This window comes from Holdemanella biformis DSM 3989 (assembly GCF_000156655.1).
GTDB classification, from domain to species: Bacteria; Bacillota_I; Bacilli_A; order Erysipelotrichales; family Erysipelotrichaceae; genus Holdemanella; species Holdemanella biformis.
On the sequence record NZ_DS996841.1, the window covers coordinates 547,215 to 567,497 of the forward strand.

The 20,283-nt window shown below is 30.7% G+C and carries 22 protein-coding genes and 1 pseudogene; 9 read left to right on the top strand and 14 right to left on the bottom strand.

Features of this window, described 5'->3' with window-relative positions; genetic code table 11:
* Positions 1 to 881 (top strand): homoserine O-succinyltransferase (locus EUBIFOR_RS04205; protein WP_003864704.1); only part of this gene is annotated, 881 nt, incomplete at its 5' end.
* 16 nt (positions 882 to 897) lie between these two features.
* On the opposite strand, the gene cysK is transcribed toward EUBIFOR_RS04205, so the two are convergent.
* Positions 898 to 1,830, bottom strand: coding sequence for a cysteine synthase A (cysK, locus tag EUBIFOR_RS04210; RefSeq protein WP_003864705.1), 933 nt, complete (start codon positions 1,828 to 1,830; stop codon positions 898 to 900).
* A 162-nt stretch (positions 1,831 to 1,992) separates the two neighbouring features.
* Entirely contained in the window at positions 1,993 to 2,406 is a 414-nt protein-coding gene (locus EUBIFOR_RS04215; RefSeq protein WP_003864706.1) for a hypothetical protein, read from the bottom strand.
* A 33-nt stretch (positions 2,407 to 2,439) separates the two neighbouring features.
* Here EUBIFOR_RS04215 and EUBIFOR_RS04220 point away from each other — a divergent pair, with 33 nt between their 5' ends.
* The 3 genes from EUBIFOR_RS04220 to EUBIFOR_RS04230 all read left to right on the top strand — a co-directional run bounded on the left by EUBIFOR_RS04220 (position 2,440) and on the right by EUBIFOR_RS04230 (position 4,616).
* Positions 2,440 to 3,408 (top strand): serine/threonine-protein kinase, encoded by a 969-nt coding sequence (locus tag EUBIFOR_RS04220; RefSeq protein WP_003864707.1) that lies wholly within the window; start codon positions 2,440 to 2,442, stop codon positions 3,406 to 3,408.
* 71 nt (positions 3,409 to 3,479) lie between these two features.
* On the top strand, positions 3,480 to 4,073 hold the full coding sequence (locus EUBIFOR_RS04225; RefSeq protein WP_003864708.1) for an Ltp family lipoprotein: 594 nt from the start codon (positions 3,480 to 3,482) through the stop codon (positions 4,071 to 4,073).
* Between the two features lie 15 nt (positions 4,074 to 4,088).
* A complete protein-coding gene (locus EUBIFOR_RS04230; protein ID WP_003864709.1) occupies positions 4,089 to 4,616 on the top strand; it encodes a hypothetical protein in 528 nt (175 codons plus the stop codon).
* A 26-nt stretch (positions 4,617 to 4,642) separates the two neighbouring features.
* Here EUBIFOR_RS04230 and EUBIFOR_RS12400 read toward each other — a convergent pair whose 3' ends face one another.
* Positions 4,643 to 4,804: an HD domain-containing protein gene (locus EUBIFOR_RS12400; protein ID WP_003864710.1), complete on the bottom strand. Its 162-nt coding sequence runs from the start codon at positions 4,802 to 4,804 to the stop codon at positions 4,643 to 4,645.
* 82 nt (positions 4,805 to 4,886) lie between these two features.
* Here EUBIFOR_RS12400 and aroB point away from each other — a divergent pair, with 82 nt between their 5' ends.
* The 5 genes from aroB to EUBIFOR_RS04255 are packed head-to-tail and all read left to right on the top strand — an operon-like array spanning position 4,887 to position 10,018.
* On the top strand, positions 4,887 to 5,900 hold the full coding sequence (gene aroB, locus EUBIFOR_RS04235; RefSeq protein ID WP_003864711.1) for a 3-dehydroquinate synthase: 1,014 nt from the start codon (positions 4,887 to 4,889) through the stop codon (positions 5,898 to 5,900).
* Positions 5,890 to 6,999 carry a chorismate synthase gene (gene aroC / locus EUBIFOR_RS04240; protein WP_003864712.1) on the top strand — a complete coding sequence of 370 codons (1,110 nt, stop codon included), beginning with the start codon at positions 5,890 to 5,892 and terminating at the stop codon, positions 6,997 to 6,999. Before aroB ends, aroC begins: the two co-directional genes overlap by 11 nt.
* A complete protein-coding gene (gene aroA, locus EUBIFOR_RS04245; protein ID WP_003864713.1) occupies positions 6,996 to 8,258 on the top strand; it encodes a 3-phosphoshikimate 1-carboxyvinyltransferase in 1,263 nt (420 codons plus the stop codon). Before aroC ends, aroA begins: the two co-directional genes overlap by 4 nt.
* Positions 8,255 to 9,109, top strand: a complete 855-nt coding sequence (locus tag EUBIFOR_RS04250; RefSeq protein WP_003864714.1) for a prephenate dehydrogenase — start codon at positions 8,255 to 8,257, stop codon at positions 9,107 to 9,109. The genes aroA and EUBIFOR_RS04250 overlap by 4 nt, the downstream gene beginning before the upstream one ends.
* A gap of 54 nt (positions 9,110 to 9,163) precedes the next feature.
* Entirely contained in the window at positions 9,164 to 10,018 is an 855-nt protein-coding gene (locus tag EUBIFOR_RS04255) for a YitT family protein (RefSeq protein ID WP_040466143.1), read from the top strand.
* 124 nt (positions 10,019 to 10,142) lie between these two features.
* Here EUBIFOR_RS04255 and EUBIFOR_RS13520 read toward each other — a convergent pair whose 3' ends face one another.
* From EUBIFOR_RS13520 to EUBIFOR_RS04300, 11 genes and pseudogenes are all read right to left on the bottom strand, one after another.
* Complete coding sequence (locus EUBIFOR_RS13520; protein WP_083783518.1) at positions 10,143 to 10,277, bottom strand: PTS glucose transporter subunit IIA; 135 nt, start codon at positions 10,275 to 10,277, stop codon at positions 10,143 to 10,145.
* Positions 10,267 to 10,773, bottom strand: a pseudogene (locus tag EUBIFOR_RS04260) (glycosyltransferase); the annotation flags it as partial. The pseudogene EUBIFOR_RS04260 and the gene EUBIFOR_RS13520, both read right to left, overlap by 11 nt.
* A 743-nt stretch (positions 10,774 to 11,516) precedes the next feature.
* Positions 11,517 to 13,124, bottom strand: a complete 1,608-nt coding sequence (locus EUBIFOR_RS04265; protein ID WP_315969417.1) for an ATP-binding cassette domain-containing protein — start codon at positions 13,122 to 13,124, stop codon at positions 11,517 to 11,519.
* A 7-nt stretch (positions 13,125 to 13,131) separates the two neighbouring features.
* On the bottom strand, positions 13,132 to 14,457 hold the full coding sequence (locus tag EUBIFOR_RS04270; protein WP_003864718.1) for a hypothetical protein: 1,326 nt from the start codon (positions 14,455 to 14,457) through the stop codon (positions 13,132 to 13,134).
* Between the two features lie 4 nt (positions 14,458 to 14,461).
* A complete protein-coding gene (locus tag EUBIFOR_RS04275; RefSeq protein WP_003864719.1) occupies positions 14,462 to 15,469 on the bottom strand; it encodes an ABC transporter permease in 1,008 nt (335 codons plus the stop codon).
* A 4-nt stretch (positions 15,470 to 15,473) separates the two neighbouring features.
* Positions 15,474 to 16,352 (bottom strand): ABC transporter ATP-binding protein, encoded by an 879-nt coding sequence (locus EUBIFOR_RS04280; protein WP_147587365.1) that lies wholly within the window; start codon positions 16,350 to 16,352, stop codon positions 15,474 to 15,476.
* Positions 16,353 to 16,462: 110 nt separating this feature from the next.
* Positions 16,463 to 16,621, bottom strand: a complete 159-nt coding sequence (locus EUBIFOR_RS12690) for a hypothetical protein (RefSeq protein ID WP_003864721.1) — start codon at positions 16,619 to 16,621, stop codon at positions 16,463 to 16,465.
* Between the two features lie 75 nt (positions 16,622 to 16,696).
* Positions 16,697 to 17,995: a radical SAM/SPASM domain-containing protein gene (locus tag EUBIFOR_RS04285; protein WP_040466144.1), complete on the bottom strand. Its 1,299-nt coding sequence runs from the start codon at positions 17,993 to 17,995 to the stop codon at positions 16,697 to 16,699.
* 79 nt (positions 17,996 to 18,074) lie between these two features.
* Positions 18,075 to 19,343, bottom strand: a complete 1,269-nt coding sequence (locus EUBIFOR_RS04290) for a helix-turn-helix domain-containing protein (protein ID WP_003864723.1) — start codon at positions 19,341 to 19,343, stop codon at positions 18,075 to 18,077.
* Positions 19,343 to 19,531, bottom strand: coding sequence for a hypothetical protein (locus EUBIFOR_RS04295; protein ID WP_003864724.1), 189 nt, complete (start codon positions 19,529 to 19,531; stop codon positions 19,343 to 19,345). Before EUBIFOR_RS04295 ends, EUBIFOR_RS04290 begins: the two co-directional genes overlap by 1 nt.
* A gap of 87 nt (positions 19,532 to 19,618) precedes the next feature.
* Entirely contained in the window at positions 19,619 to 20,275 is a 657-nt protein-coding gene (locus EUBIFOR_RS04300) for a helix-turn-helix domain-containing protein (RefSeq protein ID WP_003864725.1), read from the bottom strand.
* Between the last annotated feature and the right edge of the window lie 8 nt (positions 20,276 to 20,283).

The window sequence follows — 20,283 nt, forward strand, 5'->3', positions numbered from 1 at the left end:
GACCATTAAAGATCGTGATTCTAAATCTAATGCCCAAAAAAATAGAAACGGAAACACAAATCTTACGATTAATTTCAAAAAGTGCACTACAAGTTGATATTGATTTTATGATGGTAAAAAACCATGTTTCTAAAAATACAAGCCAAGATCATTTAGTTAAATTCTACACATACTTTGAAAAATTAAAAAATAATTATTACGATGGAATGATCATTACAGGAGCTCCAGTAGAACATCTTGAATATGAAGATGTTGATTATTGGAATGAACTTGAAGAAATCATGGAATGGTCTAAGACTCATGTATATTCCACACTACATATTTGTTGGGGAGCACAAGCTGGACTTTATTATCATTATGGAGTTCAAAAGCATATCTTGCCAGAAAAAGTATTTGGCATCTTCCCAGAACAATTAGTCGATGAATATGACTTTTTAACGAATGGCTTTGATGAAATTCACTATACACCTCACTCTAGACATACGGCAATCGATGAAGATGCCGTCAAAAAAGTGAAATGCTTATCCATACTATCTAAAAACGATGAAATTGGATCAAACATCATTGTCACAAAAGACTATCGTCAAATATTTATTTTAGGTCATTTAGAATATGGAAAAGAAACATTAAAAGATGAATATTTCAGAGATTTAAAAGCCAATAAACCCATCCATATTCCATTCAATTATTTTCCCGATGATGATCCAGAAAAAGAACCTATTTTAAAATGGAGAAGCCATGCCAATCTTCTATATCGAAACTGGCTAAACTATGTATATCAATTAACACCATTTGAAATTGAAGAAATTGGAAAAATAAAAGAACCCATTGGTACGGGTTCTAGAGAAGATCATGGCTATGCCAAGACATTTACGAAGTAATTTTTTACTTCGTTTTTTATTGTTCTGCAAACATTGGAGTGGATAAATAACGCTCACCTGTATCTGGTAACAATACGACGATTGTTTTCCCTTTGTTTTCGGGACGTTTTGCGATTTGAATAGCGGCATATGTAGCAGCACCACTTGAAATACCCACTAGCATACCTTCATTATGTGCAATTAAACGACCTGTTTCATAAGCTTGTTCATTTGTGACTGTAAATACTTCATCATATACACTTGTATCCAAAGTATTCGGAACAAAACCAGCACCAATACCTTGAATACCATGAGGACCTGCATGACCTTGTGAAAGTACTGGACTTGTTGCAGGTTCAACCGCAACCACTTTTACATTTGGATTTTGATCCTTCAAATATTTACCTGTACCACTTACAGTACCACCTGTTCCAACACCGGCAACAAAAATATCAACTTTCCCCTCTGTATCCTTCCAAATTTCTGGACCAGTCGATTCATAATGAGCCTGAGGGTTTGATGGATTTTCAAATTGACTTGGAATAAAACTGTTTGGTGTAGCAGCTGCTAATTCCTGAGCTTTTGCGATAGCCCCCTTCATCCCAGCCTTTCCATCTGTTAAAACAACTTTTGCGCCATACGCCTTCAATAAGTTACGACGCTCTACACTCATTGTTTCAGGCATTGTCATAATAGCCTTATATCCCTTAGCTGCTGCAACAGACGCAATACCAATACCTGTATTTCCACTTGTTGGCTCAATCAATGTAGCTCCTGGCTTAATCAACCCTTTTTTCTCAGCATCTTCAATCATTTTCTTTGCGATACGATCCTTTACACTTCCAGCTGGATTAAAAAATTCTACTTTCGCAACTACACTAGCATCTAAACCTTCTTTTTCTTCAATATGTGTTAATTCTACTAATGGTGTATTTCCAATTAAATCTGAAATTGCTTTATATACTTTCATTTTCTTTTCCTCCTATTAAACAAATTCAATATAATTCATTTAAAGAGCTACAACATCGTTTCATAATTAGTACCTCCACTTATTATTCCTAGTAACTTTATAGGCATTATAGGAGTTTGACTTCCCATTGTCAACAAAAAAATGATAGAAATTCATCTATCACTAATCCAACAACTCTAACCTATACTCCATCAAACACTCATTGGTTTCATATACACTCTTATGATTCTCAATACAATATACCAATAATGCATCTCTTTTTACTTTTGGATACAACATGCCATTATTCGATAACGACAATAAGTTGTTTGTCATACGTAAATCTAAACCTAATCCTAAACTTAACTGAATCACCTTATCTTTATTAGGAACCTTGGATCCATCAAATATTTGATACCCATAATTCCTTTGAATCGTTGTCTTCGATAAAACTTGTGCCTTAGTTACATGTTTAATTTCTAATATGTGATTTAAATACTGTGAAAAAGTTAAATCATCTAGACTTTCCATTAAAGTATTTAAACCATCACTCTTTGTTTCTTGAATTGTTTTTAATAATTGATTTGTCTCTACCATAATACTTATAATATACACAAGAAAGAGCAATTTATGAAGACTTTACAAATAATTAAACAAGATCAAGATAAAAACATTTCATTAGTAGAACATGAAACAACACACACTAAATATATCCAGAAAGAATTGAATTATTATGATAAGACTCTTTATCAAACGCTTCAAAAGATAAAGAATCCTTACTTACCTAAAATTTTTGTGATACAAGAAAATGACAACCATCTAATACTAATTGAGGAATATATAGAAGGTAAAACGTTGGATCAACAATCCTTTTCAAAAGAACAAGTTAAAGACATCATGCATCAATTATGCGAGTGTTTAGATTCATTACATAAGTTAAATCCACCTATTATTCATCGTGATATCAAACCAGAAAATATTATTTACCATGATAGTAAGGTTACACTCCTTGATTTTGGCATTGCTCGTTTTCTAGATTCCAAGAAAAGTAAAGACACTCTTATTTTAGGCAGTGTTGGCTATGCAGCACCCGAACAATTTGGTTTTCAACAATCCAATCCACAAACTGACATTTATGCCTTGGGTAAATTAATGAACTACTTATTAAATGGTTCACTAGAACATCAAAACAATATCCCATTTGATTTAAAACAAGTCATCTTAAAGGCAACACAATTAGATTATAAAAATCGCTATAATTCTGTGAAAGAAATGGATCTAGCCATTCAACAAAAACTAGTTGTTATTCCACCTCTTAATAATGACACATTCAAATCTAAGATGATCAGTCTTGCCTGGATCGTATTTACGCTTATGATTGTGGTAGATATGGAGCCAGGTGAAACCATCAATAATAGCTTTATCAATAAACTGAGTTGTTTTTTGTTTATATATTTTGGTTTATTCCTTTACTACAACAAGAATTTATTCCATAAACACATGTCTAAAGTGCCTTGGCCAATCCTTTATTCCATCATTTTCTTTCTATTTTTATGTCTAGACGTATGGTTTTTTATGTGGATTGATTCCCTAATTTAAATGTATGCTCGCGGCATACCAAACCTTTTTATATTTTTCTTATACTAAAGAAAAAGAAATAAGGAGTATATATGAAAAAGGGTTTAAAAGTATTTTTAACAGCCGCTATTGTCTTATCGGCTGTCGCATGTTCAACAACGAGTGATGAAGAGACAAAGACTAAAGAAACAAAAGAAAAAATAGTAGAAACAAAGGAAGATACAAGTGTTCCAAAAGAGTATCGTAATGCACTGCATAAAGCTGAAAATTACAGTAAAATGATGCACATGTCCAAACAAAGAATTTATGATCAACTAACTTCAGAATATGGAGAAAAGTTTGATGCAGAAGCTGCACAATATGCGATTGATAATCTAAATGCGGACTATAATGAAAATGCATTAAAATGCGGAGAAAACTACAAAAAGACGATGCATATGTCAAAAGCTCGAATCTATGATCAATTAACTTCTGAAAGCGGAGAAAAATTCACAGCCGAGCAAGCACAATATGCGATTGACAATATTAAGGGAGACTATTTAGAGGCAGCCTTAAAATCTGCCAAGAATTATCAAGAAACTATGAACATGTCAAAAGATGCCATCTATGATCAATTAACTTCGGAATATGGAGAAAAATTCACGGCTGAAGAAGCACAATATGCCATTGATAATTTAGATGAATAATCCTATACTAAAGACATGAAACTCGCTATATTATTTCCTGGAATTGGATATCACACGGATAAACCATTACTATATTATTCAAAGAAGATATTAAAGAATATGGATTATGAAATCAAAGAAATTCATTTTAAAAACCTAGACTTTGATTTAAACAAATCTAAAGATGAGGCATATAAACAAGCCAAAGATCAAATTGAACAAATAGATTTGGATATGTATGATTCCATTCTCTTTATCTCAAAAAGTATAGGTACTTATTGCGCAGCTAAACTTGCCCATGAATATAAGTTAACTGCCAATATCTATTTCACGCCATTAGATTTTACTTTGGAATATCTTCAACAAAAAGATTTAGTGTATTCTGGAACTCAAGATCAGTGGGCTACCTTCGATAAGATTGAACATTATTGTATTCATCATCTTATTGAATTTCATAGTATTGTTGATGGAAATCATTCCTTGGAAACAGGAAATATTCAAACAGATATTGAGAATTTGAAACAAATCATGTATCGTGTAGAAACATTTATCCACAGCTTATAAGGCTGTGGATATTTTTAATTGAACTTTTAACACTCAAAATCACTCACATCATGCAACAAACACGCAATCATTAAATCTTCTACATTCAATCCTTCTTTTTTTGCGATTTCCTTTCCAATATTTGTGACACGATATGTATCCTTTATTTTCAATTTCAAATAGTCTTGAGCCTTAACTAAGTACTCCATATATTCATTATATTATTTCTTTCAGAAAATTTCTGAAAAAAGCTTATGTTCATGGTATGATATACGAAAGGAGTTTTTTATTATGAAGTTAAATGTCGATTTAGAGAATCATTCATATCCAATATATATTGAAAGAAACGCAATTCAAAAAGTACATGAATATATTCCTGTATCAAGAAAGATTGCGATTATCACAGATACAGGTGTGCCTGAAAAATGGGTCAATATTGTCAAACAACAATGTCCAGATTCATTTGTATGCACCATACCACAAGGTGAACCATCCAAATGTTTTGATCAATATAAAAAGCTTTTAGAAGAAATGATTTCACACAACATGTCTAGAAAAGATGCCATTATTGCACTAGGCGGTGGGGTTGTCGGAGATCTTGCAGGCTTTGTTGCTGCAAGCTACATGCGCGGCATTGATTTCTACAACATTCCAACGACTGTATTAAGCCAGGTTGATTCAAGTGTAGGTGGAAAAGTAGCCATTGATATGGGTTCCTATAAAAATATTGTAGGGGCATTTTGGCAACCTAAAACTGTTATTATCGATCCAAACGTATTATCTACGCTTTCCCTTCGCCAACAACACAACGGTCTTTGTGAAGCACTTAAAATGGGACTGATTCTAGATGATCATTTAGTCTCTTTATTTGAACAAGAAACATTAGATATCGATGCGATTATTACGCGTTCTATTGAATTAAAGCGAGATGTAGTTCAACAAGATGAAAGAGAAAGTAATCTTAGAAAGATTTTAAACTTTGGACACACCATTGGACACGCCATTGAATCTGCATATGGATTAAATACATATCTTCATGGAGAATGCGTGGCGATGGGTATGTTATTCTTTATTGAAGATGAGACATTAAAACAACGCGTATTAAATATATATAAAAAGCTAGATCTGCCACAAGTACCAGACTATGATACTGCCACACTATTAGAATATGTAACACATGATAAGAAAAGCAGTCATAATACCATATCTACAATTCTAGTAAAACAATCTGGTTCTTATATCATCAAAGAACTTTCTTTTAAAGAAATACAAGAAGTATTAGAAAGAGGACCTTATGAAAAATAATTTCGGTACAAATATATCTTGGACATTATTTGGTGAAAGCCATGGTCCTGCCATCGGTATTACATTAGATGGTCTTCCTGCAGGCTTTAAGGTGGATATGGAACAAATCAAATCGGACATGGATAAGCGTAAGGCAACAGGTAAAATTTCAACCCAAAGACACGAAGCGGATGAAGTGCATATTCTTTCTGGAATGTATAATGGCTATACAACAGGTACAGCACTTACCATTCTAATTGAAAACCAAAACACAAAGTCAAAAGACTATTCTGCTTTTCATGGAAGATTGCGTCCTGGACATGCTGATTTTACTGCCTTTGAAAAATACAATGGATATCAAGACTATCGTGGTGGCGGACACTTTTCCGGAAGACTTACCGCATGCATTGTAGCTGCTGGAAGTATATGTCGACAAATTCTGAAATCACAAGGCATAGTAATTGGATCACACATTGAAAGTTTATATACTCTATCGGATATTCCTTTCTCTAAAGACTACACTGTTCTAGAAAAACAAATTCAAGAAGTCAATGATAAAAATTTTGCGGTTTTAGATAATCAAGTCAAAAATCAAATGATTCAAGAAATCGAAAAAGCAGCTGCTGAAGGTGATTCATTAGGTGGTGTTTTAGAAACCGCCGTTATAGGCCTTCCCGCAGGACTAGGAGAACCTTTCTTTGATTCTGTAGAAAGCATTTTATCCCACTTGATTTTCTCTGTACCAGCCGTCAAAGGTGTTTCCTTTGGCGAAGGATTTCGCTTTGCGAAATTAAAAGGCTCACAAGCCAATGATGCCTTCCGTTTTAATGATAAAATTGAAACAAAAACCAATAATAATGCCGGAATCAATGGTGGCATCACAAATGGTATGCCAATTTTGATCCATACTTGCATTAAGCCAACGCCATCGATTTTTAAAACACAAGAATCTGTGGATTATCTTTCAAAAGAAAACGTGGATCTTAAAATTCAAGGAAGACACGACCCATGCATCTTGCACCGAGCAAGAATTGTTGTGGATAGTGTAGTTGCGTTTGGTTTATTAGATTTATATATGTCTAGGCTTGCCATTAAGCCACTTCAGGGGGATTTTGAATGAAAGTAAAAGTAACACCAAGTAAAGTACATGGAAATGTAAAAATACCTGCATCCAAATCTATGGCGCATAGAGCTTTAATTTGTGCCTCATTAAGTGATGGTACAAGTATTGTTTCTAATGTCACAAACTCAAAGGATATTGAAGCAACCGTTGGCTGTATGAAAGCTTTGGGAGCTAACATTAAACAAATCGATGAAACTACATATGAAGTAACAGGTACTAATCTTTTCAAACAAGAAGGAAATATTACATGTAATGCGAATGAATCCGGTTCTACTTTACGTTTTTTGATTCCACTTGCTGCATGTACAAATGCCAAAGTTAAATTTTTAGGTCAAGGAAGATTGCTTCAAAGACCTATGGATGTATATGCGAATGAATTTAAGAAACAAAATATTGAATTCAACCAATCCGATAAAGAAATTATTGTGAGTGGAAATCTACAAGCAAAAGACTATGTTGTACAAGGAGATATTTCCAGCCAATTTATTACAGGATTCATGTTTGTCCTTCCATTATTAAATCAAGATAGTACACTAACAATTACTAAGCCTTATGAATCGAAGAGCTATGTAAATTTAACGATTCAAATGCTAGCTAAATTTGGCATTGAAATCATTGAAACTAGTTCAAATTCCTATTTAATCAAAGGAAACCAACACTATAAAGCACAAGACGTTTCTGTTGAAGGAGACTTTTCTCAGCTAGCCTTTTTTGCGGTATTAGGCACTTTAAACAATGCTCTTTCATGCTCCAATATGGATATGTCTAGTATTCAAGGTGATAAGGCAATACTAGATTGTATTCCTAGTTTTACAAGTAACAAGGATACAATCACGTTCACAAAAAAACAACCTGCACCACAAACTATCGACTTATCTAATTGTCCAGATTTAGGACCAATCTTATGTGTCTTAGCCAGTTTCACAAATGGTGAAACAAATATTGTGAATGCAGCTCGTTTACGTATGAAAGAAAGTGATCGTATTCTTGCTATGGAAACCGAACTTAAAAAATGGGGTGTGGACATTACATCCACATTTGATTCGATTCAAATTCATGGTAAAGAACACTACCAATCAAATAAGGCAATTGAAATCTTTGGACATAATGATCACCGTATCGTTATGGCAATGACCGTATTTGGATTATGTGCAGAATCTGAATGTATTATTGATGATGCCCAAGCCATCACAAAGAGTTATCCTACTTTCTTTGAAGACATTCAAAGCTTAGGTGGAAAGGTTGAGATTCTATGACAAACATTGCGATTATCGGACTTGGATTAATGGGAGCAAGTTTTGCGAAGAAACTAACACACTTAAACTACAACGTGTATGGTATTGATGTTTCTCAACAAACGATTGATAAAGCCAAAGAATTAAAAATCATCGTAGATGGTAGCACAAATCCTTTAGATGTCATTTCAAAATGTGATACATTTATCTTCTGTCTATATCCAACTAAAATTCTTCCTTGGATTGAAGTCTATCAAAATGATATTCCTAAAAATTCATTATTAATGGATATTAGTGGTGTAAAGACAAATATTGTCAAACCCATTCAAGACGTATTACGAGAAGATCTTGAATTATTAAGCATTCACCCCATGTGTGGTAGAGAATCTCGTGGTATTGAATTTAGTGATGAAACGATTTTTAAAGGTTCAAACTTTATTCTTGTTCCTACTCAAAAGAATAAAAATGAAACAGTTGAAGCCATAAAGGAATTAGCTAATAAGATGGAATTTGGTAGAATCTGTACTCTATCTATTGAAGAGCATGATAAAATGATTGGCTTCTTATCCCAATTGACCCATGTCATTGCGGTATCTTTAATGAATACACATGATAATGCACATCTTGTAGAATACACAGGAGATAGTTTTAGAGATTTAACACGTATTGCGAAAATCAATGAAGATTTATGGACGGAACTCTTCATTATGAATAAAGATATCCTATTAGATGAAATCAACCAGTTTATCGATTCAATCTCTCACTTTAGAGATTCTTTAGAACAAGAAGATACACAAGAAATGAAGCGTTTATTCATTCAATCTACAAAGCGTAGAGATAAGTTTAATAAAACCGATGCAAAGAAGAGATAATCCTCTTCTTTTTTTGCACTTTTTTTGGCATAATAAAAAGTGGAGGTTTTACAAATGAAAACGAATACAATAAAAAGTTTTTTAACTATTACACTCGCCATGTTTATCATCAGTGTCGCCATATATTTCTTCTTAATTCCTAGTGGTGTTATTACCGGAAGTGTTACTGGTTTAGCTATGGTTTTAGCTAAAATCACAAGTCTATCTATTTCTACACTTACCTTTGTGATCAACGCCTTATTGTTGATTCTAGGTATCGTTCTAATTGGTAAGGAATTTGGGGCAAAAACGATTTATGCCTCTTTATTATTACCTTTATTTCTAGCTGTATTTGAAAGAATCTATCCAAACAACATTTCTTTAACCCAAAATGCTGTTTTTGACATGGCTACATATACATTGATTTTAGCTTTTGGACAAACTATACTATTTCGTGTAAACGCATCGAGTGGTGGAACAGATATTATTGCGAAAATCGTCAATAAATATACACATATGGATCTTGGTAAAGCTTGTACATTAGTTGGTCTACTCATTTGTACAACAAGTCTAATTGTATATGATATTGGTGCTTTAGTGGTTGGTGCTTTGGCAACTTTAGCCAATGGTCAGGCTGTAGATTATTTTATTGATGGTTTTAATAAGAAAAAGAAGATTTGTATCTTATCCAAAGAATATGAAGTGATTCAAGATTATATTATGAACACATTAAAGCGTGGTGTTACTTTATATTCGGCAAAAGGTGGTTATGATAAGACAGAACATACAGAGCTTGTCACAATTATGGCTACAAATGAATATAAAAAATTACTATATTATCTTCAAGAAAGTGATATTGAAGCATTCGTTACTGTATCTACAGTTAATGAAGTCATCGGTACTTGGAACACTAAGAAAAATCACGTTTAAAAGGACTCAGCCTCATAGTTTAATTGCACTTTCGATAATCCTTTTTGTATTCGAAATGGATTGTGATATTTTGTTTTTTAATATACAAAAAGACTGTAGCGACTCACATATCGCTACAGTTTTATTATTTATATTGAACTTTTATTAGAGGTTTGTCTAATTGATCGCCTTTTAATTCGACTGTATCCAATCCAACATGAATCAATATTTTAATACCATCCTCTGATTGAATCCCAATCGCATGAAGGCTATCTTGGATCCTGACTACTCCTCACTGCTTGCGGTGAGGAGTAGTCAGGTGTTTCTAAACTTATAGGTACAACCACAACTGGTGTTTTTTGTATAGCTGCATCTAAAAAGTTTAATTCATAATCATAAGACTTTCCCTCTGTACAAAGAGCTAACTTTTTTAATGAGGCTGGAAAACCACGAAGACCACTTCTAGGATCCGGACATTCTTTTCCATGATTAGTAATACGGAAAAATAATTTCTGGCAAGAATTCAACCAAAATTTTACTTTCTTACCTTTTTTTCTTTCGTATGTACGTACGCCGAGCACAAAACAATCTGGATTCTCTAATAATTCTTTTGCGACCTTTTCAATATCTTCTGGAGAATATTGCCCATCACAATCGGCCGTAATATAAAAATCAGACTCTCCAATTTTTTCATCCGCCAATCGTAATGCACTTCTTAAAGCTACCCCTTTTCCCATTTTTTTAGAATGATGAATCACTTTAACGCCCATTATTTCTACTTCTTGAAAGTATTTCTGTCAATCATCACTACTTCCATCATCCATAACAGCAATTTTATGAAAACCTAGTTCATGTAATCCATGAATCATTTGAGTCAAACGCTCATCTGGCTATAATGCTGGAATCAGGATAATACAATTATCATATGCTCCCATCTTCTTCTCCCTAACCAAAATATGTATACTATACCTTTATCATATATGGCTTTTGAATCGAATGATATATACAATGAAAGAAAAATATTCAATTCAATTAAATATACAAAAAAAGACCATGGAATAAATCCATGATCTTGAAATCTCTTGTACGTAAATATAATTAACGTTTAGAGAACTGAATGTTTCTTTATTTAAAGCACATTCAGTTATTTTTGCGTCTTATACGCGTGCTTAAAGTGCATTTTAGATATTTATTATATGATCCGATCTTTCTGGTATATTTGAATATTTAAAGTTGCGTGGAACCACCAAATCCATAAAATAGATCCACCGAATTCATTTAGACAGAGCTACTATCATATCCACGAACAAGACCACTTCAAATTTTAAAATAGCTCTCATTATTGTTTGACTTTTGAACAATCTTCTCGAAGTTATCTATCTTGAATATATTAGGGATAAATAATAAATCAACCTTTAAACACTCATAAGTTTTCTGCATTACAATTCTTATAGCCCATATTTAATCGTTTATATCTAATTGCAGATTACCTGAAAAACATGTTTTGTAAACGAAGTTTCTATATTAAAAAAACTTTTTTTTCTTTTGATTCAAGATACTCTAAGTCATCATGAGAAATAATTATTATTATTTTGTTTTCAATTTTATTAATGCATTGTTGAAAAAATCTCGAACTCTCTTTATCTAAAGCCGAAGTTGGTTCATCAAACACTAATACATTTGCTTTAGATAATAAAGCCCTAATAATACCAATTTTTTGCTTTTCGCCTCCTGACAGATTTGAATTTAATGGATGCAAAACAGTATTAATCCCATCATCCATATTATCAATTATTTCAACCATATTAAAACCTTTTAACAAATATTCTAAGTATCTACCATTGTAATTATCATTTGGAATTAGATTCCGTTCAATAGTATCTTCAATAATTAATGGTTCTTGCAAGCAAACAGCCACATTCTTAAAAATAAAGTAATTCATATCAATTTTTTTCATATCAATACTATTCACTAATATACGTCCACCATAATCATTACCAAACACGCCTAAAATAACTTGTATAAAAGTACTCTTCCCAGTACCGTTTTTTCCTAAAATTCTATAAATATTTCCTTTTTCAAAAGAGCCATTGTAATGTATTAATTCCTCTTGATCTATATATCTAAAAGAAAGATGATCAAAATACACAGTGTTAACATCTTCAATCAGTTCTTTTCCATTCATTTTTGATATATTATGGTAAATACTTAATCTATCACAACTAACTCTACATTTTTGCACATTATTCCAAAAATTTAATATTATCTGTGTGTTTGATATAACGTTAGCATAATAATTAGTAATTGTTACTACCATGCCAACAGTAATGTGATGTTTAACCACTAAAATCGCACCGATTATATAAATTAGAATTTGAGTCAAAATAGACACTAAATTTATAAAAATGTTATTGCAAGATTCTATAAATTGTTGTTTCTTATTTACAGAGAAAAAATGCATAAATACCTTATTTTCAAAGGATTTAATATTTTCAAACAACGAACACATTTTAATAGATTTTAAATAATACACAAGTTGATATAATGCACCAAAATAAGCTCCAGTGCTTTCTAACACTTGTTTATTAGAATTATATATTTTATCCTTAAAATAATAATATATAATCAAATATAAAATCGTAGAAATTAGTAGAACAAATACAAATAGAATTGACTGTGTCAATACAATAAAAATCATAAATAGAATTGAAAATATCGCAATGATTATTTGTTGGACCGAGCTTAAACAAAACATAATAATATCATTACAATCATTATTTATCGTTTGATTCAAAACAGAAGGATCTTTGTTTAATAAATTTTTATATGATATTGAATATAAATTGTGTATTTCATCTACATTTGCTTCATTTCCACATTTTACTTGAAGTAAAAAATATAGGTAAGATCCAATAATAGAGAAAGCCAATGAAAAAAGCATTATTAGGATTAAAACAATGATATTTTTTATGAAAATATTTAAATCAGTTTTAACCAAACTATCAATTACAGCTCCTTCCATAATTGGAATAAACAGCTCACTTAAACTAATTAGTATTTGTGATGCAAAATAGACAAAATATAAAGTCTTATATTTAAAAAATATATTTAAAAACCATACAACAATATTTTTTTCATAAGCTCATCTTATCTTTCTGTCGAACACTCACAAAATTCACAAATAGTAAAACAAAAATAAAAACGACACATATACAAATCGAATTCAACCAGTTTTGCATACCACAACCCGATAAAACACTCAAACTCGGACTTATACTAAATGGATTTATAAAAGATATCAAATCCATTCTTTGACTGATGACATATAAAATAATACAAATTATTCCAGATAAATAATTAAATCCTGTTTTTGTGAAGGTATATACACAAAACATAGCCATTTGAATATAAAGTTCTAATTTCAGAAGAATTAATGGTAAAGATATTATTAAAGCTTTCCATAATGGAATAAAAGATAAATCAGGTATAAATCCTAGTTCTGTCGCATAATATTCAGACATATTATTTATGACATAATTGTCTGTATGATACATCCTTTTAAAAGAGAAGAAATGTTTAGTGTCAGCCAACAGCCATATATCCCATCCTGCAAAGCCATTACTAATTCCTAGCAAAAGAAAAGGAATACCTATTGATGCAATCATAAGAAGTAAAAAAGCTATAAATAATTTTACTTGTATGTGTACGAAAAAGTGCACATCATTTAATTGTTCGAGCTCAAAAACACCTGTCTTTTTTTCGTACATTAAAACAACAACACAATAAACCAAACATAAAGGCATAAACAAATACGCAAATGAACTGTCTATTCTTAACTGGTGTGCTAAAAAATACCATGGACCTTTTCCTACATATTGTTCCGTATTTGTTTCTAATTGATGTAGCTGTTCTTGAACAGATAATTCAACGGTTCTATATTCCTCTTTTTTATTTTGAGATATTTGGCTTCCAATCATAAAAATCCGACTCTGCTCAAATGAAATGTCTGCTTCTTCAAAGCCTAATTTATGAACTTGGCGCATAAATTTTTGATCACCATTCTTTTTTAAAGCATCCAAATGATACAGCTTATCCCATAATGTAATTTCATTATATCTTTTTATTAATCCTTTATTTTTAAAAACTTCTTTTCCATATTTGTTAAATAAATTCCATCCAGCTTTGGCATTATCAATAGCCCAGCTTAAATAATCCTGATAACTATTCCAATACACCTTTTCCTCTGCACTCATATGTTTTACGGCCATGTATTGTAGATTGATATCTGATAAAGCTCTTTGGTATTGTTGAATCTGCGTTTCAAAAATATTCATATTCTGTTCCACATCATACTCATGTCCCATATAATTTGGTACTTGCACCATGTTCAATACTAATAAAATGAAAAAGATAACAGCACTCACTTTGTTCTTTAATACACTTTTTATTTCTAAACTCATAAACTTAACCTAAATCCAATCTTTCTAAATAGAGACATGAAATGAACTGTATGCATATTGCGCCTATAAAAAACAAAGATGTATAGGCCCATAAAGTTTCAATATGCAAATATGTATACATAAAAACAAATAATAATCCCGTCAACATTAGACTCATTCCTTTATTTTTCGTCAACAAAGATAAACATTGTATGCATGAAGCACTAAACAAAACCCATCCAAGTACAGAAAGAATATGATGAGACAAGTAAATAATCACTGGTGTTGTTCCAATCAATAACTCTATGCCACTTCCACAATTTATATATCCAATCAAATACAATACAACGAAAAATAGTATACTAAAAAAAACAGTGATAAGAATATGTAACAACGCGCGAAGTATATATACATATTTACGACTTTTCCCTATTGTAAATAAATATCGAAATGTATTGTTTTCTAAATCTTTAGACCATATATCCACATTCCACACTAGAATCAAAATCATGAATAAATAAAAGAAAAGATTGTTTCCTTTTAAAAATTGCACCATCAAATAACAACCCGTCGGTTTATTTTGATATACAAAGTCATAATATTCATTTTCAATATATGTTTTTTCCATTTGAATTCGTTTTTTTAAGTCTTGTTTATTATTTTGAAGAATCGATTTAAAATTGGATAAATCCATACCTGAATCAATATATTTTAAAATGTTTTGATCCCTATCATACATATCTTTTGCGATTGTTTTTGCATCCTCGTCATTTTTCCAATCACTTAATAACTTTTGACAATAAATACTATCCTCTCTAAAAAAGGCATTCAGTTTTTCTTTTGGAAGAATATTGATTCTTTGGTTTTCTTCATTTAACGTTTCATAATAATACATGATTTGATTGGATGCATATTGTTCATATTCAGTATTGTATTTAAAAAAATACACGGATAAAACGCCAATTAAAACAAGGATCAATGCTAGAATATTTCTTTTTGAAAAAAGAAATTTAAATTCATTTTTTAATAACATACGCTTAACCCTTATATAGTTCCTTATAATATGTTTCCAAATCCTGATGCACTTCAGCTAAGGAATAAACCAAAACATCATTTTGAATCAGTATTTGCAAGGACTTAGAAAACTCTTCTTTGGAATCACATTGCATATAAAGAATATGCTCTTTAATAAAAGAATTTTTTAAAAGGAGCAATACATTTTTCGGATTAGAAACTTCTAATCGATAAATCGAATGATTTTGACGAAGTTCGTCCATATTCTTCTCTTTGATCAACTTTCCACTTTTAATAAATAAAGCTCGATCAGCTAATTTATCGAGTTCACTTAACTGATGAGAAGATAATAAAATACTTGTTCCTTCATTTCGTATAGTTAAAAGCTTATTTCTTAAATCAAATATAGCTTGTGGATCTAAACCATTCGTAGGCTCATCAATAATAAGTAATTTAGGTTTGGACATCATAGCCAAAGCCAATACTAATCTTTGTTTCATTCCCATCGAATAATGTTCTGTGGCTCGATATAAGCCATCCTTTAAATCACTGAATTGCTCCATTTCCTCAATTCTTTTAGAATCTAAATGCTTCCAATTTGCCATGATTTTAAAATGTTCATGTCCAGATAACTCTGGATATAAAGATGGATATTCAATACTTACACCTATATTTTTTAACGCATTGGATGAATCACTCTTTAAATCATATCCACAGATAGTAATTTTCCCTTCACTCATATGATATAGTCCTGTAATACATTTCATGATTGTACTTTTTCCAGCACCATTTGGCCCAATCAATCCTACAATTTCATTTTCAAATATTGAAAAACTAATATTATCTAAAATCCTATGATTTTTAATCTGCTTTGAAACGCCTTCTACTTTGAGTATTTCCATATATAAATTCCCCCCCATATTCCTTCCCTATATAATAAGGGATAACAAAATGTTATCCCTTAAATACTTATAGCTTAAATCCCAATAATTCGGTTTAGTTTTCACTTTATTTATCCCATAGATACTTTATTTCCACTTGGAGTTACACAAATCATATATCCTAGACAAGAAGCATTTTTTGTGCAATTAGTTACAGTTCCTGAATTTCTTGTACACGAACAATTTCCAATAGGTGAAATTGAGTTATGTGGTTTAATCAAATATTCCATGTATAAGCCCTCCTTTCATCTTTTCACATGCATGTTCAATTTTAAGCTACAATATATTATTGGGTTAGTACAGACCTATATGTTATTCATTAAGATATAGGATTTTTCAATATTTTTTTGTATATTCTTTCTAATGTAATCACAATCAGGATTATACCCATCTCTTAAGATTCTATGCAAACAACCTCCGCCCATACAAATCGGTAGAACCGAACAATTCTTACACTTTTTGTTTTCTAGTGGATTATATAACATATAATCATAATAAATATGATTCATACTACAATATTTAAAATCAGAAATATTACCAATACAATATTCTAAATCTCCCATTTCTTCCCAACATTTATATAGTGATCCATCTGCATCTATTACGAGACCAGTTAATGTATCACAAACACAATGAGTAGCCATTGCCTCTGGATAATACTGTTTATAATCATTGGATTTTTCACTTTTAAGACTTGATTCTATTTCCTTAAACTCTTTAGAAGTATACGTATATGTATTGTAAACATCACTTTTATCATAAACAGCAGCAATATAAAAATTAATATACCTATTATAAGGTGAATCAGTCATAAGTCTTTTTAATTCATTTACACCATCTATGTTATTTTTATCCACATTCATTCTAACTGAAATAAATGGAAAATTGCAATTTGAAGAAATATCCCCAAAGTCTTTTATATTATTTAATATTCGGTCAAAAGTTGGCTTTTTCCCTATTAAATATCTACGATTGTCATGATAACTTTTTGGTCCATCAAGTGTAATTTGTATATTTTTAATTTTACAGTCAATCAATTTTACCATTACTTCCTTTGTTAAAAGGTATCCATTTGTAATTATGCTAGCAAAATACCTAACATTATTTAATTTACATAATTCTATTAATCGTTTGCTAAGTGTACATATAGTTTCCATTTCTAGCAAAGGTTCTCCACCATACCAAGTAATGTTTACGGCCTCTAAATGTGACATTTCTTTTTCAATGAATTTATAAATATCATTTACTGTACTATCTGTCATTTTTCCAGGGCGTAATACATCTTTTTCAAAACAGTATGGGCATCTAAAGTTACAATTTGACGTTGGAGCTATCGTTAAATTCAAAATATTGTTTGAAAATCTACTAGCTAAAACATTATTCTTAACAATATCTAGTTCATTAGTTTTATCTTCTAATAAATATCCTCCATAAACAAGAGCTTCTTTTAACTCTTTGGTAATTGTGCTTTTTGTACCTAAATCACATTTTTTTAATTGTTCATACTCATTTAAACTTAGCTTAGCCAATGCATTAGTTCTTGCATTGAACATGATTATATTGTCACCATTTTTAAAACAATAATTATAAAGTGACTGTTTCATTTCAAATATCCTTTCTTCTAAAAGAGCTCTTTCTGATTTCAATATAAAGTAATTATAATAAAAAAACAATATCAATTTTTTAATTAAGTTTTAGCCCTATTTCTTCAATTATTTGGTTTGCATATGACATTTTGTAGAAATTTTCTTGCAATTCTTTCACCTTTTTTAATTTATTTTGTAATCCATGATCAAGATATAACTCATTCAATTGTTTTAAAACAAAAATTGCTCTATCATATTGTCCATTTTTTAATGCGATTTGATAACAGGTTTCAAAATTAGCAATGGCTTTCATAGGTTTATTATCCATCATATACTTTAAAGCGCGGATAAAACTCTTATGATATTTTGAATCCTTTACATCTCTAAAAAAAGAAGCAATACACTCTTTTGATTTCGTATATTCATGGCCAAAATAGTATAGAAGACATTTATACATTCTTAAATCTAAGTCATCTGTAAATTGTTCATCGATTCTGTTTAGATAATCAAATCCGCTTTTTATATCTTTTTGAATTAGCGAAGTAAAAACTAAATTTGATAAAATGCAATACTTCATGATTTCGTTTTGTCTTTTAATGGATTCATTTAATAGCTTTAAAAACAGCTTATTTGCTTCATCATAACGAGATGTATACATGTAAAGTACACCTTGATTCAACAACAAATAATATAATCGATCGAAAGACAATTGCTGAACTGCCATTTTTAAACTCTTATGAATATACTGCTGTGCCAAATTAAAATACCCTAAATCCAAGTAAATACTGCAATAATGGTAATTTATCATTAAATGATTACCCTTATTAGATAACGCCTTATCTAAGTATCCTAATGCTTCTTTTATTTCATTCGAATATATCTTCTCTAATGCCATTATATCGTAATAAATGGATAATTCCCTAACCGAAAAGTTATTCTTTCCTAATTCAATAATTCCTTTGTATAAAGCTGTATCCACTTCTTTTTGGTTAATGATAGCATCCATATACAGAATCAGATAATATTCAAATCTGGCATAGGAACAAGCTATATTCTTTGTGTCTTTTACTATTTGAATAGTTTCATTCAACTCTTCTTTTTTTAAATCTGTATACAAATCATAAATATCATATACATGATTTACAATTAGATCTCTATCCAAATCAAAATTAAATGTTTGGCCACATATTTCTGAAAATAAAGTAATCTTCTCATTTGTTGGTTTATTCTTACCAGTTTCAAATTGTGAAATTGTTGCTTCACTCACATCCATATTCTGTGCAACTTTTTTTATAGGAATCTTTTGCTCTGTCCGAATGCTCTTTAAAACATTTCCTATTAGTATACGACTAAACTTTTCTTGCACTATTGCTCACCTTTATTTCCGCAGCACAATGATGGTTCATACTCATTTGAATCTTCATGTTGATTCTCATCGTTATTACGCGTATTCTCAACCGGATTATCGTCCTGTACACCCTCTGCATAGATTTCAATAACGGGTGAGCCAAATACGCATAATAACAAAAATAAACTTGCTATTATTTTTTTCATTCCCTTTTCCTCCTATCCCTAATTTTAATTCATTTTATATTTCATTCAATACGCAATATTTAATTAAAAAAACATAGTCTATTTAAACTATTTGGTAACCCTTTTGTTACCAATAACCTCACTACGATCAGGATCGAATAATACTACATCAATATAGAAATCTAAATGATGATATTTTTCTTTTTCAAATAAATCATACATTTGATGCTGCTTTTCATCTTTATTGTCAAATAAAATATGTAATCCTCTAAATGAATCCATAATAGATAATGTTAATGACACTGCATCTCCTAAATAACCAATAAAATTTTTATCTTCCAATACATCATTTATAGATATTCTCTCAAAAAAACGATTGCAACTCGCAACGATCACTATATTCTTATTTTCCCTTTTCTTTATAATTTTCGCATCAAAAGTACGCATATAATTTTCTGTTAAATGTAATTCAAACGGACTAACGGTAATATTCCATCCTAATAAATACATATATGCTAAATATCTGCATGCCAAATATCTATTTTTTATGTCTTCTTCATCAAATAAAATATGCATAATCACATCATTTTGACTGCTCTTTGTATATTCACATATATTCTCTAATAATTTATCACTAGGAAATTTTGTGGTTCCATTCTCAATTAATTTAAGTGCAGTCACACTAATATTCATTTTTTTCGCCATGCTAACTTGTGACTCTTCACGATCCAATCGAATGTTTTTCATATAAGTTGCAAATGCCATATTATCAC